This is a genomic window from Acidobacteriota bacterium, from assembly GCA_020845575.1.
In the GTDB taxonomy this organism is placed as follows: Bacteria; Acidobacteriota; Vicinamibacteria; order Vicinamibacterales; family Vicinamibacteraceae; genus Luteitalea.
This window is the reverse complement of record JADLFL010000012.1, coordinates 89,563-104,949: the sequence shown is the minus strand read 5'-3', so window position 1 is coordinate 104,949 and position 15,387 is coordinate 89,563. Positions and strand designations below refer to the sequence as shown.

Annotated in this window: 16 protein-coding genes, 1 tRNA gene and 1 pseudogene; 6 read left to right on the top strand and 12 right to left on the bottom strand. The window is 67.1% G+C overall.

What is annotated here, in order from left to right:
- Positions 1-135: 135 nt before the first annotated feature.
- Entirely contained in the window at positions 136-345 is a 210-nt protein-coding gene (locus IT182_02725) for a hypothetical protein (GenBank protein MCC6162241.1), read from the top strand.
- Positions 338-1,447 carry an asparaginase gene (locus IT182_02720; protein MCC6162240.1) on the top strand — a complete coding sequence of 370 codons (1,110 nt, stop codon included), beginning with the start codon at positions 338-340 and terminating at the stop codon, positions 1,445-1,447. Before IT182_02725 ends, IT182_02720 begins: the two co-directional genes overlap by 8 nt.
- On the opposite strand, the gene IT182_02715 is transcribed toward IT182_02720, so the two are convergent.
- Together IT182_02715 and IT182_02710 are read right to left on the bottom strand one after the other, a co-directional pair.
- Positions 1,438-1,926 (bottom strand): hypothetical protein, encoded by a 489-nt coding sequence (locus tag IT182_02715; protein MCC6162239.1) that lies wholly within the window; start codon positions 1,924-1,926, stop codon positions 1,438-1,440. The genes IT182_02720 and IT182_02715 overlap by 10 nt on opposite strands.
- Positions 1,923-5,969: a hypothetical protein gene (locus IT182_02710; protein ID MCC6162238.1), complete on the bottom strand. Its 4,047-nt coding sequence runs from the start codon at positions 5,967-5,969 to the stop codon at positions 1,923-1,925. The genes IT182_02715 and IT182_02710 overlap by 4 nt, the downstream gene beginning before the upstream one ends.
- 149 nt (positions 5,970-6,118) lie before the next feature.
- On the opposite strand from IT182_02710, the gene IT182_02705 reads away from it, so the two are divergent.
- Both IT182_02705 and IT182_02700 read left to right on the top strand, forming a co-directional pair.
- A complete protein-coding gene (locus IT182_02705; GenBank protein ID MCC6162237.1) occupies positions 6,119-7,210 on the top strand; it encodes a GGDEF domain-containing protein in 1,092 nt (363 codons plus the stop codon).
- Between the two features lie 22 nt (positions 7,211-7,232).
- Positions 7,233-7,308: transfer RNA gene (locus IT182_02700), tRNA-Ala, on the top strand.
- Between the two features lie 260 nt (positions 7,309-7,568).
- On the opposite strand, the gene IT182_02695 is transcribed toward IT182_02700, so the two are convergent.
- The 8 genes and pseudogenes from IT182_02695 to IT182_02660 form a co-directional block, all read right to left on the bottom strand.
- Complete coding sequence (locus IT182_02695; GenBank protein MCC6162236.1) at positions 7,569-7,886, bottom strand: XRE family transcriptional regulator; 318 nt, start codon at positions 7,884-7,886, stop codon at positions 7,569-7,571.
- Positions 7,864-8,217, bottom strand: coding sequence for a type II toxin-antitoxin system RelE/ParE family toxin (locus IT182_02690; protein ID MCC6162235.1), 354 nt, complete (start codon positions 8,215-8,217; stop codon positions 7,864-7,866). The genes IT182_02695 and IT182_02690 overlap by 23 nt, the downstream gene beginning before the upstream one ends.
- 350 nt (positions 8,218-8,567) lie before the next feature.
- Positions 8,568-9,259: pseudogene (locus tag IT182_02685) on the bottom strand (PIN domain-containing protein).
- Positions 9,260-9,350: 91 nt separating this feature from the next.
- Complete coding sequence (locus IT182_02680; GenBank protein MCC6162234.1) at positions 9,351-9,536, bottom strand: XRE family transcriptional regulator; 186 nt, start codon at positions 9,534-9,536, stop codon at positions 9,351-9,353.
- Positions 9,537-9,644: 108 nt separating this feature from the next.
- Complete coding sequence (locus IT182_02675; GenBank protein MCC6162233.1) at positions 9,645-10,064, bottom strand: PIN domain-containing protein; 420 nt, start codon at positions 10,062-10,064, stop codon at positions 9,645-9,647.
- Complete coding sequence (locus tag IT182_02670; protein ID MCC6162232.1) at positions 10,061-10,288, bottom strand: antitoxin; 228 nt, start codon at positions 10,286-10,288, stop codon at positions 10,061-10,063. The genes IT182_02675 and IT182_02670 overlap by 4 nt, the downstream gene beginning before the upstream one ends.
- Before the next feature lie 458 nt (positions 10,289-10,746).
- Positions 10,747-11,154 carry a type II toxin-antitoxin system VapC family toxin gene (locus IT182_02665; protein MCC6162231.1) on the bottom strand — a complete coding sequence of 136 codons (408 nt, stop codon included), beginning with the start codon at positions 11,152-11,154 and terminating at the stop codon, positions 10,747-10,749.
- A gap of 1 nt (position 11,155) precedes the next feature.
- Entirely contained in the window at positions 11,156-11,389 is a 234-nt protein-coding gene (locus IT182_02660) for an AbrB/MazE/SpoVT family DNA-binding domain-containing protein (GenBank protein ID MCC6162230.1), read from the bottom strand.
- A gap of 117 nt (positions 11,390-11,506) precedes the next feature.
- On the opposite strand from IT182_02660, the gene IT182_02655 reads away from it, so the two are divergent.
- Both IT182_02655 and IT182_02650 read left to right on the top strand, forming a co-directional pair.
- The gene (locus IT182_02655; protein MCC6162229.1) at positions 11,507-12,685 is read left to right on the top strand and encodes a hypothetical protein; all 1,179 of its coding nucleotides are present in this window, start codon (positions 11,507-11,509) and stop codon (positions 12,683-12,685) included.
- Between the two features lie 20 nt (positions 12,686-12,705).
- Positions 12,706-13,662 (top strand): family 43 glycosylhydrolase, encoded by a 957-nt coding sequence (locus tag IT182_02650; protein MCC6162228.1) that lies wholly within the window; start codon positions 12,706-12,708, stop codon positions 13,660-13,662.
- Between the two features lie 32 nt (positions 13,663-13,694).
- Here the strand turns inward: IT182_02650 and IT182_02645 are convergent, their stop codons facing one another.
- Positions 13,695-13,856 carry a hypothetical protein gene (locus IT182_02645; protein MCC6162227.1) on the bottom strand — a complete coding sequence of 54 codons (162 nt, stop codon included), beginning with the start codon at positions 13,854-13,856 and terminating at the stop codon, positions 13,695-13,697.
- Positions 13,857-13,946: 90 nt separating this feature from the next.
- Entirely contained in the window at positions 13,947-15,326 is a 1,380-nt protein-coding gene (locus IT182_02640; protein ID MCC6162226.1) for an amidohydrolase family protein, read from the bottom strand.
- Positions 15,327-15,387: the final 61 nt, after the last annotated feature.

Here is a 15,387-nt window from a genome sequence, read left to right as displayed (position 1 = left end):
GCTCTCACCATGTGCACGTCGTTTCGCGGCCGTCTTCGCTTGCGCGCGTCTGGCAGTTCTCTACAATGACCGTCGCTCCGGATTGGCCGGAGCAACCCGCGTCCGTTCGCATCCTTGCCATCGGTGGGCCCTCGCGTGCACAGAATCGAGCAACTGATCAACGGCCGGCTGTACCACATCGAGTTGTCGCAGGTGCAGCGTCAGCGATGGCGCGCGCACGTCGTGACGGCACAGGGCGCACCGACCGCGCTGATGCCGTTCTACGACGACACTGCCGATGCGGCGCAGCAGCGGCTGGCCGACTGGCTCACCCGGCTCACACGCCAGAGCGAAGCGCATGCGTAAGCGATTCATTGCCGTCCTGCTGTGCGTCATCGCAGCCGGCGCAGCCACGGCCGTCGCGCAGGCGCCAGCCCCGGTGGCCACGGACGCGCGGCGGGCGGTAGCGACCGATCGGGATCGACCGCGTGTCAGGTTCATCGCGACAGGCGGCACGATCAGCAATCGGCGCGGGGGACGCCTGACGGCTGACGAGCTCGTCGCGTCGGTGCCCGGCCTCGCTGACGTCGCCACGGTGCAGTCCGAGCAGTTCGCCAACACGGGCAGTTCGGCAATCCCGCTGGACGAGTGGGTCCGCCTCGCGAAGCGCGTCGAAGCGGTGTTCCGCGACGATGCCGGGCTGGCGGGCGTCGTGGTCACGAGCGGTACGGACACGCTCGAAGAGCTCGCGTACTTCCTGCACCTCACCGTGCACGACAGCAGGCCCATCGTGGTGACGGGCTCGATGCGCAACCCGAGCCAGACCGGCTACGAGGGGCAGGCCAATCTGCTCGCGTCGTTCCGCGTGGCTGCCGATCCGGAAGCGGCCGGACGCGGCGTGCTCGTGGTGCTGAACGACGAGATCAACGGCGCGCGCGACGTCACCAAGACCGACGCGCTCCGCCTGCACACGTTCGCGTCGCGCGGGTTCGGCGCACTCGGCGTGGTGGACGCGGACCGCGTCGTGTTCCGCCGACGCGCAGAAGGCCGGCACACGGCCGACTCGGAGTTCGACATCAGCGCCGTGACGTCACTGCCGCGCGTCGACGTCTTCCTCGTGTACCAGGGTGCGTCTGGCGACCTGATCAAGGCCGCCATCGACCTCGGCGCCAGGGGTGTGGTGCTCGCCACGGCAGGCGCAGGCGCGACATCGGGAACGCAGGGCGAGGGCGTTGCCTACGCGCGCGACAAGCAGGTCGCCGTCGTGGCGACGACGCGCACCGGCAGCGGACGCATCGCACCCCCGCGCGCCGGAGGCGCGGGCCAGGCAGCAGGACTGCGTCCGGTTGAGGCGCCCCGCATCGCCGCCAACGACCTCGCGCCGGTCAAGGCACGCATCCTGTTGATGGTGGCGCTGACCAAGACCACCGACCCGGCGCAACTGCAACGCATCTTCGATCAGTACTGATCGTCGGCACCCGCCTGGCGGGGCTTCTTCACGCCGAACAGAACCACCAGCGGCACGATGCTCGCCGCGAGCAGACCTGCCGCGACGTGCATCGGCACCGCGAGTTGCGGGAAGTCGGGCGGTGGCGGCGCGCCGTCGGGCATGAAGGGTGCGAACGGCGCGATGCACGACACGCCCGCCGCGAGCACGCACCCCAGCATGTACAACGGCGTGGCAATCGTGAACGCGCGCGACAGCAGCAGGTACACAGCTGCCGCCAGCAGGACGGCGCTCGCGGTCGCCACCGTCACCGCCGGTTCGCTGACGGCGTCTGGCAGCGGCTGTCCACTCGACGCGGCGTATGCGCCACGCCACGCCAGGTTGGTCGCCACGGCCGCGACCGCGGCAACCACGCCACCGAGCAGATAGCGCCAGACCGGCGCCGCTGCGGCACGCGTGCGCAGCGTGCCGCCGGTTCCTCGTGCGTCAGGCTCGATCACGGCAGCGGCGTACCTAGCGCGTTGGTCCCCACCCGGAAGCTGACCCCGTTGGCGTTGCGGTACATCGCGCGTTCCACGACGAGGGGCAGCGGGGTTCCCTCCGATTCGATCAGGACGCCTGCCTGCGAGTCGGTGGGAAGACCTGCCTCCTCGAGGAGGTCGCCGAGGAAGTACGTGGTGCGCGACTGTGCCGCGAGCGACAGCCCCGCGAGCACAGACGTCTGTCCGCCGGGGAGCAGCAGCCGCACACGAATCGTGCCGGGGGACGCCCCCGTGTTGGCCACCAGGATGTACGTGCGCCAACCGATCGCCCCTCCGTGCTCACCTTCAGCCAGGACCCAGCGCGAGGCCGTCTGCGTGGACCCGGGTGAATTGTGGGCTTCGTACCAGGTACTCGAACTGCCAGGCCACCACATCGCACGCTCCACGATGATCGGCACGTCGTTGAGCGAACGGATGCGCACCGACACGTCCGTATTGCCCGTCCTGAACGGGAACTGACCGGGCGCCACCTCCTGCTGATCCACCCAGATGTTGAACCGCGAGTTCCCGTCCACCGTGTACTGCTTCGAGTAGATCGTGCCCGTGTTCCCGACGATGAAGTCGGCCTGGACGAGCGCGGCGCGCGGCATGGTGTTGCCGATCAGCACGAAATCGTCGAAGAACTCGCCGGCATTGCCCTCGGCGAGGAACCACTCCGTCGCCGGCGCGGTGATGCCGGCGCTCTCGTGACCGGCCTTGAAGAGCGGACTGCTGCCCCGGTACATGGCGCGTTCCGCGATGATCGCGGCGCCGGCCGTCACAGTGAACTCGGCAGACAGTTCCGCCGATTGCAACGGCCGATCGCCGTTGATCACCTCCACATTCGCCCAGACGTTGAAGCGGCTGTTGGGCTCGAGTTCGTAGGACTTGCTGTGGACCACTCCGGTGCCGAGCAGATACCGCGCCTCCACCGTGACGGGGGCATTGGACGGGTTCTGCAGCAGGTAGAACAGGTTGAATCCCGAAATCGTCGCTCCTTCGGCGAAGTACCACTTGCGCGACGGGCTGACCACGCCGGTCTCGGCATGCGCGCCGTACGTGGACTTGTCCCACGTCATCGTGCGATCGACCCCGATGGGCGCGCTCGCCTTCACCGTGGTCGAGAACTCGTAGGCGACGTCGGGGCCCGTCTCGGCGATGCCGGGCTGCTCGTCGAGCAGCACCGTCTTGCGCTCGTACGGCAGGAGCGTGAAAGGCGTCGGAGGCACCGCCGTCCCCGACGGCAGCTGGTACGTGATCTCTCCGGTCACCGTCGCGCCGCTCGGGTTGGCGAGCGCAATCCGCGTGTCGAAGTCGAGCGCCGCAGTCTTGGTCGCCCCCTCCGCGAAGTAGCGCGTGAACACGCCGTGCACGGGATTGCCGTCGCCACCGCCCTGTCGTTCCTGCTCGTTGGTCGCACCGTCACCGTCGGGGTCGGCGTATGGCGATCCGCTATCCGAGCACGAATCGACGCCGAACTGGGCAAGCCAGGCGGCATAGCCCGACAGCGTGGCCTCGATGTAGTCGCACTCGCCGTTGCCGAAGATTCCGGCTCGCGCGAATACGTCGACCATCCCGTTGGTATCACCAGGCACGAGGTTGGTGAACCCTGACTGGTAGGTGCCGAATGTGCCGGTGCCGGCGATCTCGGGGTTCTCGGAGTCGAAGCCCGTGCCACCCGTGGCCGTCCCTCCTGCCGAGGGCGTCGTGAGGAGCTGGGCCGCGCCGAACGCCGGCGTGAGGGGGTCCGCCATGATCTGACGGCCGAACACATCGGCGGCGCCGTTCGTGTCGCCCGCCGCGAGCGTCGGCGCGTACGAGCGGAACACGAGAAAACGCCCGAACATGCTGAGTGTCGGATCGTAGGCGCCTTCCGTGGTGCCGGTGCCCTCACTGATCCCGTTCAGCGGCCCCCGAATCACGCTGCCGTCGGTACGCGCGACATACACGTCGGAGGACGCCGTCGCCTCACTCGTGAGGACGTTGCTCGAGAGCAGGTAGCCCACGTGCAGGCCGTCCGTGCTGATGAACGGATCGCGGGCGTCGATCGTCGTGGGCTGGGCGTCGACGTTCGTGCTGATGCGCATCGTCGTACCGGCCGCGATGTCTCTGACGAACACGTCCGACCGCGCGTTGGTATCCCCGGCCACGAGATTGTTGGCCAGCGACGAGAACGCGACACGCGAGCCGTCACCCGAGATGGTCGGAGCCGACGAGCCGCCGTTGGCCGCCGTCGCGCCACGACTGACGAGAAGGTTGGTACCCGAGAGGCGGTCGAACCGATAGACGTCGACCACGGCGTTGGTGTCGGCCGGCTCCAGTTGGGCAGGGGTCAGGAACACCACGTAGCGGCCGCTGGCGCTCACGCGCGGCTGGGCCGCGGCCACGGCCGTGCCGCCCGGAGTGGCGGTGCTGACGGGCGTGAGCACGCGATCGAACCTGTCGTACAGAAACGCCGCACCGCGGCTGAAGGCGACGAACCGGCCGTCATGGCTGATGGTCACCCAGTCGGCGTCGGTGGATTCATGACCGAGCGGCACGGGCACGCGTTCGGTCTCCCCCGTGGTGCGATTGCGCACGAAGACGTCGGTCCGTCCGTTCCTGTCGCCATCGACGAGGTTGGTCGCCGACGAAAGGAAGGCCACGAAGGTCCCCGCGTAGCTGGGCGACGGGCGAAGGCTTCTGCCGGAGTACGTGGGGTCGGATCCGGGCGCTGTCACGCTGATGCGGGTTGCCGTGCCGTCGAAGGTGTAGACGTCGGTGTCGCCGTTGACATCATTGGCCACCAGGGGCTCATCCGACGCGAACGCCACGCGGCCTCCGAGCGCGACGCCAGACGCGCTGGACGAGCCGGTGGCCGAGCCGACCGGCACGCTTGCGCGCGTCACGCCCGTCACCGCGAGTGGCGCGCGAGAGAGGCTGGCCCTGAAGACATCCGTCACGGCGTCAGCGGCTCCGGCGAGGTCGTTGGCATTGGACGTGAAGGACACGTGACCGCTGCCTGCGCCTGCGGCGATGAAGGCCTCCATGCTGTTGCCGTTGCCGCCATTGCCTCCTGCCGTACGCGACACCAGGACAGTGGTCGCCTGCGTGATGTCGCGGACATAGATGTCGGTGAGCCCGTTCGTATCGGCCGGCACGGCGGGCGCCGCCGTTTCGAAGGCCACGAGTTGGCCGTCGGCGCTGATGGATGGACGCGTGGAGAGTGCCGCCAGCGACGCGCCGGTCGCCGACACGCTGGCACGCACGGTGGTCGGCGATCCGCCTGTCGCCCCCACGCGAAGGTAGACGTCGGAGACGCCGTTCGAATCGTCCAGTGCTGGAACGTTGGTGGCCGACGCGAAGGCAACGGTCCCGTTGTCGGCCACGCTCGGACGCACGTCGGACGTCATCAGGTTGCCCGCGGGCATCCGGGAGACCAGGTGCGTGGTACCGCCGACGGTGTCGCGCAGATAGGCGTACGTTCCGAAGACGGCCCCATCGAGGTTGCTCGCCTGGCTGAGAAACGCGACGTACCGCCCGTTCGGGCTGATGGCGCTCGCGTAGCTCGGCCCGCCGGTGGCCTGCGTCCCGGCTGTCGACACGGACACGCGCGTGACGATGTTCGTGCTGCGATCGAGCACGAAGACGTCACTGAGGTTGTTCGTGTCACCCGCCACCATGTTGGTGGCGCAGGAGTCGAACGAGACGTAGCGCCCGTCTGCCGAGACGGAGGGCCGCTGCGACGTGCAGTTGGGCTGGACGTTGCCGGTGCCCATGACACGCGTCAGTACACCGCCGGCGGCGACGAAGATGTCGACCGCGTCGTTGGTGTCGCCTGTCACGAGCGTCGCGATGGGACTCTCGAACGCGACAGTGGTTCCCTCGGCACCGATGGACGGCCTCGGCGCGTACCGACCACCAATGGCCTGCGCCCCTGCCGCGGAGAGACTCACGCGCTCGGTCGTCTGCCCTGACGCACTCCCAGTCGCCGCGAGGACCGCGATGACCATCGCGCCCCCTGTTGCTCGCCACCCGTGCATGCTGCCCCTCCGAGCGCCGGTGTAGGCGCTCTCCTGAACCTGCGTTGTCTCTGAGACCCCACTGCACGTCATGCAATCGGCGGGCCGCTCCCGGCATGTTTCAAGGTCCGGTGCGATCGCGCCGATTCCCGGCAGGACATCTGACCCTGATGACAGACAGGCCCATCTCCCTAGGACTTTCCCAGGACGACGCGACCGACGGTGCCAATCAGCGAGACGCCCTGCTCGGTGTCGTCGAGGACCTGGTCGTGCTGCTCGAAGCGCAGTTCCCCGCGGCACCCGAGTTCCCCTCCGAGGCGCTGCGCACCCGCCTCATGCAGGCACGCGAGCGGCTCCGCGGCAGCGGTCCCGCCAAGGAGGTGTCCAACGCCGGACTTCGTCTCGTCGGCGACGCCTCGCAAGCGTACGCGAGACTGGCCGGCCATGTCTCGGCCCGTGAAGCCGAGTTCGGCGGCGTGATTCGGCTGCTGCGGGAACTCGTTGACGGCCTCCGCGGCGATGCGGCGGCGTTCCGCCAGGATCTCATGGCCAGCAGCACGCGCGTGGCCGACCTCACGCGGATCGAGGACATCCGGACGCTGCGGCGCGAGTTGAACCGGGAGGTCGACCAGCTCCGGCATTCCGTGAAACAGGTCGAGCGCCAGGAGGCGTCACGACTGGCGCAGGTGGCGACGGACCTCAAGAGAGCCGACGAAACCCTCGCTCAGGCGACCGCCACGCGGGAGTCATCGTCGTCGGCCGATACGCTGACGCGTGCGGCGTTGCTGCGCGACATGGCCATGTCTCCGCTGGGGCCGGCAAGCGTCGTGGTGTGCCGCGTCGACGAGCCGAAAGCCATCGTGGACGGTCATGGCTTGGTGGTGTTCGAGCGCGTGGTGCTGGCTCTGGGACAGCTGCTGCGCGGGACGTTCGGCGACGATGCGAAGGTGTATCGGACTGATACGCACCATGTCGCAATGTTCCTGCCGGGTGCTCAGCCGAAGCAGGTGGCGCAGGTCATCAGGAAGGTGCAGGCCCGCGTCGCAGCGGAGTACGAGTACGAGCGTCAGGGTGTGACACGGCGAGTGGTGTTCACCTTCTCGGCCGCCGTCAGCCACACGCACGGCAAGGGCAACGATGAGGCGCTGGACGCTCTGGCCCGTGCCGAGCGTCAGGCCTCGGAGATGCACGGCCTCGCGCAACTCGAAGCCGAATCGAGTGGTTTCGGCCGCCTCGTCAACTGGCTTTCGTCAGCTGGCTAGGCTATACTTCTACTTCTTGCGTGGGCCTGTGGCGCAGCTGGGAGCGCGCCTGAATGGCATTCAGGAGGTCACCGGTTCGATCCCGGTCAGGTCCACCACACCTTCATTTCCCGTCCCAACTCCCCGCAAGTAGCTGAAAGCCGTGGCGGTTGCGGCGGCTCCAGCGAACGTGGAACCGTCGAACGCGATTCCTTCGGGAAAGAACAGCTGTTGGAACCGCTGGCGCTGGTCGAGTGACGACTGCACCCAGAGGTCGGCCGCGCGCGGCAGGATGCGCTCCGCGAAGTTCAGCGTGCCCTCGACGTCAAGGGCTTCGAGTTTGGAGCCGTGACATCCTGGACCGAACTCAGTCGGATACTCATGCGACGTTGCGGGAGCGAGGAATCTTCACCACCAGTCGCACGCCAATACCAAGCCTGGCCAACATGTCGATCAGAGTGTCCGTGCTGAACAGGTCGATGCGGCCGCGCAGAAGGTCGCTGACGCGCGGCTGCGTGACCCGCAGCACCTTGGCCACCTCCGCCTGCCTGAGCCCTCGAGAGGCGATCGCCTTCTGCAACTGAATGAGGAGGTCAGCCCGGATCAGGAGGTGCTCGGCCTCCGCCTTCGGAAACCCGAGGTCCCCAAAGACGTTCCCAGTGGACGGAGTGACCTCAAGCGCGTCGTTCTTTGCCATCCTGTTGCCTCGACTTCTCCAAACCCCGAAACCGCTCGCGACCGATCTTCAGGTCCGCCGCACTCGTCTTCTGCGTCTTCTTCTCGAATGTATGGAGCACGTAGATGGCCTCTGGTCGCGTCGTCACGTAGAAGACGCGGTGGGCGCCCTCGACGTGAATCCGAATCTCTCGGACTCCTGGTCCGACCGTCTTCATCGGCTTCCAGTCGTCGGGATCGAGCCCCTGCTGCACCCGCCGCAACTGGAAGCCCGCCAGGCGCCGCACCAGCGCGGGGAAGTCCTGCAGGTCCTTGAGAGAGCTGCCGAGCCAGACCAGCGTCTTGTCCACCATCCGTTTACGCCTGCCGATTATACAAATTTTTGTATCGCAGCGCAGCGGGCCACTGTGGACGGGCCGCTGGACGGCCCAACAAGCGCCTGTCTGTCAACGTCTTACGGACGGGCGGGATCGCGGAGTCCGTCATCACGCCGCCCTCGAATAGGCGTGCGCCTCGCCGAGCCAATCCTCGAGCCGGTTCCATCTGGGGAAAATCTGGGCCACCACATTTCCGATTCCTCACAACTCTCTGTAAGTGCTTGAACACGCACAGGTTGCGCGGTTCGATTCGAGAGACGTGTGGATGAAGCAGTTCATGCCGCAACCGGAGATGCAGGCCAGCCGAGGTGATCGGGGGACGATGGTCAGTGGTCATCGGCCCGCGGGAGCGCTTCCGGTGAGTCCGTGAACGGGTTGATCACAGTTACGCCAGAGATGATCTGCCCAGGGTCCAGGTCCTAGACAGCACGCGCGTGGCACCGCCGCGCGCCGCCGTGGCAACGATGAGGGCGTCCCAGAAGCTGATGCTGGCCTCGTCCTCGATCCGGAACGCCTCGTTGACGTCGCTGGTCTCCGGTTGGAGGCACCACGGGATGTATGTCGCGACAACCCGCCGCGCCTCCGCCTTCGACAGGGGCGTCCGGATCTTGCGCGTGACGTTGACGTAGAACTCGTGAAGGACTTGAACGCTCAGGACGCCGGTTCGCGCGAGCCACAGCTCACGAAGCAGCGCCCTGGCCACCTCGCGCTTCCGCCCGGCGTCCACGTCGTGGGCGTAGATCAGGACGTTCGAGTCGACGAACGCCTTATCGCTCGTGCCACTCGTCGCGCGTGGATTCGATCCGGCCGCCAAGATGGAACCCCTGGTCAAGGAGCGCGAGCGCCCGCCGCTGCGCCTGCTCGTAGGCGTCGTCCTCACCGACCAGCGCCTCGATCTGCTCGGCCAGCAGGCCACTGATCGAAGTGTTCCGCTTGGCTGCGAGAATCTTGGCCTTCGCAGGGTGCGCCGGTTCAGGCGGACGGTGATGTTCTGGGTCGCGGACCCGGGTGTTGCCATCGGAGCCTCTGCACGTATTTATACGTGCAGTCCACAGCGGCAGAGGTCGTGACTTCTTGGCAACAATCCTGGACCGAACTCAGTGGGATACTCATGCCACGTTGCGGGAGCGAGGAGTCTTCACCACCAGTCGCACGCCAAGACCAAGCCTGGCCAACATGTCGATCAGGGTGTCCGGGCTGAACAGGTCGATGCGACCGCTGAGCAGATCGCTGACGCGAGGCTGCGTGACCCGCAGCACCTTGGCCACCCAAGAGCTCCAGCCACTCCCGCTCAAAACTCTGGCATGTCCTTCACGTCGATCAGGTACAGATCCAGACCCGCCGGGACTTCAGAGAACGCGTAGTGCTTGAAGTTCGAGTGGTCGAACATGCTGACGATGGGCCTATCCCTCTATCAACAAGCTGAGGGCGGCAACTGGATCGATTACCGGCAGTGGCGGATCAGGGTAGCCATCGGGATCGCGTGTGACGAGCGCGTCACAGTTGCTCGTCTCTGCGGCGGCGGCGCAGACGGCATCCTGGAAGTCCGGCCAAGCCAAGGTCAGTGCCCTCTTGACGACATCGTCGTTGACGGGCGCGATGCTGAATACGCCGACAAGCCGCTCGACGCCTTGGCGAGCAAAAGACGCTCCGCGGGCCTTCTCCAGGATGTAGAAGATGGTGGTCACGCCGTGGGCCGGAACCAGCCCCTGCCCATGCCCCTGCTCGATGGCTGCCCACAGCGCCGCCGAGGCATCAGCCTCGGGTTGCCGGTCGAGGATGACGTCGAGGAAGACGTTGAGGTCGAGCAGGAACCGCTTCACCGATACCTCCGGTCGAGGTGCTCGCGGTAGGCGTCAGCGGATGCGCCGCGCGCCGCTCCTCGGAGCATTCTCAAGACCGGCGTCTGATCCTCGGACTTGGGGAGCCTGGACAGCAAGCCGACGTACCGCTCGACGAGTCTGGAGATCGAGGTCCCTCGGGCTGCGGCATACCGCTTGGCGTCCCGGACGACTTCTTCGTCAACGCTCAGCGTCAGCTTCGACATATACGTATCGCAACACTGAATTGATACGTATCGAAACTGCTGGGCTGCGAGCGACGGGGCTTGGGGTTCGCGGTCCCTTACCGGACGCCTGTAAGGTTCTACCGTTGGTCAGCGTTCATCGAGGGAGGGGGCCACATCGCGCGCAAACCGCAGCGGACGCGCGACTTTGGACCTTCAGGCTGCAGCAGCGTAGCCCTCCGCTTCGAGCAGCCAATCGGACATCCGGGTCCAACTGGGGAAAATCTGGTCCACCATCCTTCGCTCGGCTTCGCCGAGCTTCGGATGGCGAGCCACGTGATCAGTGGCGAGCCTTTCGAACGAGTCGCCCTCACGTGAAGGGACGCCCTCCGTAGCTCCGCAGGAGCGAAGGTGGGCCTCACACCCCCAGTTCGATCGTGAAAATCAGGGATCGTCGCGGGTCGCTGATTCCCGCGATTGTTCGAGGGTGGACGTCGCCATCACTCTCTCAGCCAGTTCTCGACCTCGAGCGCCGGGATTCGCTCGAACTCGGCGATGTTGTCCGTGACACACACCGCGTCGATGGCACGGGCGTGCGCAGCGATCAGCATGTCGTGGGCACCGATGGGCGTCCCCTTCTTCTCCAGGGCGACCCGAATCGCGGCGTAGACGGCCTCGACGTCGGACTCGAGCGGTCGAATCGTCAAGGCACCGAGCACGGCCTCGACCTGACGCGTCAATCTGCGGCTGCCACGCTTGGCCGCGCCATAGCGCAGCTCGCACGCGACAATCACGCTCGTCACGACGTTGGCCTCGCCGACGTCGGCAATCCTCCGAGCCACAGGTCCCTGCGGTAGCCGGATCAGATGCGAGAGGATGTTGGTGTCGAGCAGATAAAGGCGCGCCATGTCAGAGGTCGACAGGCTCGGCTTCCGGACGTGCGACGCGTGGGAGGTCCTCGCGCAGAGGCTTGAGCGCGGCCAGCACCGCCAGCAGCGATGGCCCGGCCACCGGCTCCACGATCAGCCGGTCCCCTTCCTTCCGAAGCGTGGCGACTCGACCGGGCAGCTCCAGGTCGCGCGGAATGCGCAACGCCTGATTGCGACCGTTCCGGAACAGGCGAACGTGACGTTCGATGGTCATGACGTCCTCCTTCGCGTGAGCATATGCCTTACATAGGCTACAGCGCTCGCGCGACCTCATCAAGGGCCCGTCCGGCTCGAGGAAGTGCATCTCGGCTCTGTGGCTATACTCTCCGCGATGCGCGTCGCCGCTCTGTTGCTCCTCACCTTGGTGACCGCGCGCGCCGATGCCGCAGCCGAGCAGACGTTCACCGGCTGGTCCACGGTCGAGACGGAACACGTCCGTCTCCATGTCCCGCCGGACACGAGCGTCGAACCGCAGGCATTCGCCAAGCGCCTGCAGGAGGCATTCGACGAACTGCAGCGGTTCTTCGCGGTCACCCTGCCCGGCAGGATCGAGTTCTATGCCTGGAATGAAGGCGCCGACGTTCGCCGCATCCTCGGCCGGCCGGTCGGCTTCGCAGAACCGGAGCAACTGCTCATCCACGCCGCAGTGAACCAGACACGCGGACACGAGCTCGCCCACGTGCTCGCCTACCACGCGGCGAAGCCTGCGCAGACGTCGCGCTTTCTCGAGGAAGGCACCGCGGTCGCCTTCGACCTCTCGGGACGCGATCGCGTCGCCGCCGCACAGGCCGCCGCGAAACGTGTGGGCGCACGGCCTCCGGTGATCGCGTCCCTGTGGTCGCGGGGCGGGTCGTTGCCGGAGGACGTCGTGTATCCGATCGCTGGCGCATTCGTCGAGCACCTCGTGCGGGGTGGCGGACGCGAGCGCTTCCTGCGTCTGCTCGCACGGCAGACTCCGGAGGAGGCGCGTGCGATCTACGGCGACGACTTCGACCGCATGGTCACCGAGTTCGAATCGCGGCTCACGGGGTTCTCCTCGGCCGACATCGCGAATCTGACACGCCTGCACGAACAGGCGCAGACGCGGATGCGCCTGGACACGAAGCGGTTCACGACCGACGAACTCCGTCAGATCGAGAGGCTGTATCAGGGCGCCAGCCGCAGCCCGGGATCACCAGAGGCGCGCACCAGCCTGCTCGATCTCGTCGAGAAGTATCCCGCCTCCAACCGCGCGGGCTGCGCCCTGCTCTATCTTGCCCAATCGTCACGCGGCGCCGAACGTGAAGCCCTCCTGAAGCGTGTCATCGCCGACTTCAATGAATCCTGGTATGGCGACGGCGTCCAGACCGGCGCGCTCGCCCGCGCGCTCCTCGCACGCCACTACGCCGAGTCCGGCCAGCGCGACGATGCCCTCCGCCTCGCCGACCAAACGCGCCGGTCGTTCCCGGATGCGGTCGACCACGCGGGTACGCGACTGTCAACGTTGCTCGAGCAATGGCTGGATCGCTGAGAAACTGCGGCGGCACACGGATGGCCGTCGTCGCGGCCACGCTCGCCGGTGCGGTGGGGATTGGGGTGGCGCAGATCCCCCTTCGCCCTCCGGGCTTCGGGGGACAAGCCGTGCCCGCCTTGTTCGCCGGCGCCGATCCGGATATCGAGGTCGCGGACGGCCGCTACTGGATATACCCGACCAACAGCGGCGAAGGCGGCGCGGAACGCCTGTACACCTGGACCTCCACCGACATGAAGGAGTGGCGGCGGGGGCCGGAGCTGCTTCGGCTCGACGCCATTCGCTGGATCAGGGACGATGGCGCGGAGCGGCACTGGCTGTGGGCGCCAGACATGATCGCCGCCAACGGCCGCCACTATCTCTACTTCTCGGTCGGCCCGCAGAACCCGACGCCCAGTCGGATCGGCGTCGCGGTCTGCGACGGACCTGGTGGTCCCTGCTCGGACAGCGGCAGACCGCTCGTCACCGGCGGCGATGGATTCGAAGCGATAGACCCGGCGGTCTTCATCGATCCCCGAGACGGCGTCCGCTATCTGTACGCCGGCGGCAGCGCGGGTGCGACGCTGCGCGTCTGGGTGCTGAAGCCGGACATGGTCACCATCGACCGCGAGGTGCCGGTGGCAACCCCGCCCCGGTTCACCGAGGGCGCGTTCATGCACGAACGCGGTGGGCTCTACTACCTGTCCTATTCGTCAGGCTCGTGGCGGCACGCTTCCTACTCGGTCCACTACGCCACCGCCGCCTCACCGATCGGCCCGTGGACATATCAAGGACCGATCCTCGTCAGTGACGTCCGTTACAAGGGACCTGGCCATCACGCTTTCTTGAAGGACCCTGCGGACGGACACTGGCACATCGCCTATCACCGCTGGGAAGGCCATGACGGAGACGGCCCCTATCGCGGACAGCGGCAGATCGCCATTCAGCCGCTGGAGTATCGAGCGGATCGCTCGATAGTGCCCGTCACGATGCGATAGTTCGCCCAGCCACGTGACCAGGCCTCCGGCCACTACATGGCGCCATGAGTGGCTCCCCCGCCGCGCGCCTTCGCCTGGCGCTGGAGCTCTTCGACGTCGGCCAACAGCTCGTCGAGCTGCGGCTCATCCGCGAGGGCGTTCCGCCGGCGGAGCGTGCGGTGCGACTGCGTGAGTGGCGTCTGGCGCGACCGCACGCGCCCGACGGTGACGCAGACGGGACGCCAGTCGACATCATGCAGGATGAGAGCCGGCGTCCTCGTGCGCGAGGGACGCCGGCCGATGCGCTACGGCTCGAGCAGGCGGTCCAGCGCGTCGCGGTCGTGCCATGTGCCGTTCAACACGACGCCCGTGCGGCGGAGCGAGTTGGTGATGTCGTCGAGCGGGTTCGCGTCGAGCACCAGCAGGTTGGCGAGCTTGCCCGTCGCCACGGTACCGCTGTCGGCCTGGGTGCCGAAGTACACAGCGACGTTGCGGGTGCCCGACACCAGCGCCTGATAGGGCGTCAGCCCGGCGCGCACCACCGCGTGCAGTTCCTCGTGCGTCGCGAGCCCGGGAATGTTGTTGACCTGCGGCGCGTCGGCGCCGAGCAGGATGCCGACACCCTGCGCCTGCAACGCCTTGATCAATGTCGAGCGGAACGCCATGAGGCGCGCACGGTTCTCGCGCGTCGAGAACTGCGGCCCCGCCTGGAAGCTGCGTCGCGCGTTGGCCCAGTTGGTCGCCATCTCCGCGGGCAGCCACGCCATCTCGGGCCGCGACACCGACTCCTCGGGTGAGCGCTCGTCGAGAAAGCGGATGAGGAGCGTCTCGGTCGGCACCACCCACACGCCGGCCGCCTTGGTCTTCTCGACAAGCGCCGGGATCTTCGCATCGTCCAGATGCTGGGCGATCTGACTGCCGAAGAACCCGACAGGCACGCCCTCGAGCGGCACACCATCGCGAACGGCGGCCTCCGCGTAGCCGTCGAGGTGATCGATGGATCTGTAACCAGATGCTATCGCATGGTGGACGCCGACGGCAGCGGGTACGTGTCCGGCGAACGGAATGCCGACGCTCTTCGCGGTCGTTGCCATCGCGTCGAACGCTTCGCGCGTGACGCCGGGATGGATTTTGATGAGGTCGTAGCCGGCGGCGTGCTGCTCGCGGGCGAGCTGCGCGCCCTGTTCGGCGGTGGTCGCCGTGTTGCCGTTGGCAGACGGCCCCGACGTGTAGATCCGCGGCCCCGGCACCTCACCGCGCGCAATGCGGTCACGCAATTCGAGTTGCGCCGGGTGGCCGAGCATGCTCCGCACGGTGAGGATGCCGTGCGCCACGTTGAGGCGCACGATGCGGTCGTTCATCTCGGCATTCGGCCCTGCCAGGTGCCCGTGCATCTCGCCGAGCCCGGGCAGGACGTACTTGCCGTCGAGTTGCACGACCCGGGCGCCATCAGGCACGACGACATCCGCCGCCGGGCCCATCTCGACGATGCGGCCGGCCTCGATGAGGAGCGTCTGTCCGGTGAGGACGCGTTCCTCGTCCATGGGCAGGACGTTCACGTTCACGAGCGCGAGATCCGCGCTGCGCGGGGTGGATGGGGTGGGCGTGCCGCCGCACGCCGCGGTGGCGAGAGCGGCAGAAAGAAATAGCGCGGCCACACGGCCACGATTGTCGGTCGAGTGCATGACACCTCCTCACGGATCGAAGGCGCCAGTCTATCTGACCAGGCACGACCGGGGCACGACG

Coding starts and splice junctions, on each gene's coding strand:
- IT182_02720 (MCC6162240.1), top strand. CDS start 338: ATGCGTAAGCGATTCATTGCCGTCCTGCTGTGCGTCATCGCAGCCGGC.
- IT182_02710 (MCC6162238.1), bottom strand. CDS start 5,969: ATGCACGGGTGGCGAGCAACAGGGGGCGCGATGGTCATCGCGGTCCTC.
- IT182_02705 (MCC6162237.1), top strand. CDS start 6,119: ATGACAGACAGGCCCATCTCCCTAGGACTTTCCCAGGACGACGCGACC.
- IT182_02695 (MCC6162236.1), bottom strand. CDS start 7,886: ATGGCAAAGAACGACGCGCTTGAGGTCACTCCGTCCACTGGGAACGTC.
- IT182_02690 (MCC6162235.1), bottom strand. CDS start 8,217: ATGGTGGACAAGACGCTGGTCTGGCTCGGCAGCTCTCTCAAGGACCTG.
- IT182_02670 (MCC6162232.1), bottom strand. CDS start 10,288: ATGTCGAAGCTGACGCTGAGCGTTGACGAAGAAGTCGTCCGGGACGCC.
- IT182_02665 (MCC6162231.1), bottom strand. CDS start 11,154: ATGGCGCGCCTTTATCTGCTCGACACCAACATCCTCTCGCATCTGATC.
- IT182_02660 (MCC6162230.1), bottom strand. CDS start 11,389: ATGACCATCGAACGTCACGTTCGCCTGTTCCGGAACGGTCGCAATCAG.
- IT182_02655 (MCC6162229.1), top strand. CDS start 11,507: ATGCGCGTCGCCGCTCTGTTGCTCCTCACCTTGGTGACCGCGCGCGCC.
- IT182_02650 (MCC6162228.1), top strand. CDS start 12,706: ATGGCCGTCGTCGCGGCCACGCTCGCCGGTGCGGTGGGGATTGGGGTG.
- IT182_02640 (MCC6162226.1), bottom strand. CDS start 15,326: ATGCACTCGACCGACAATCGTGGCCGTGTGGCCGCGCTATTTCTTTCT.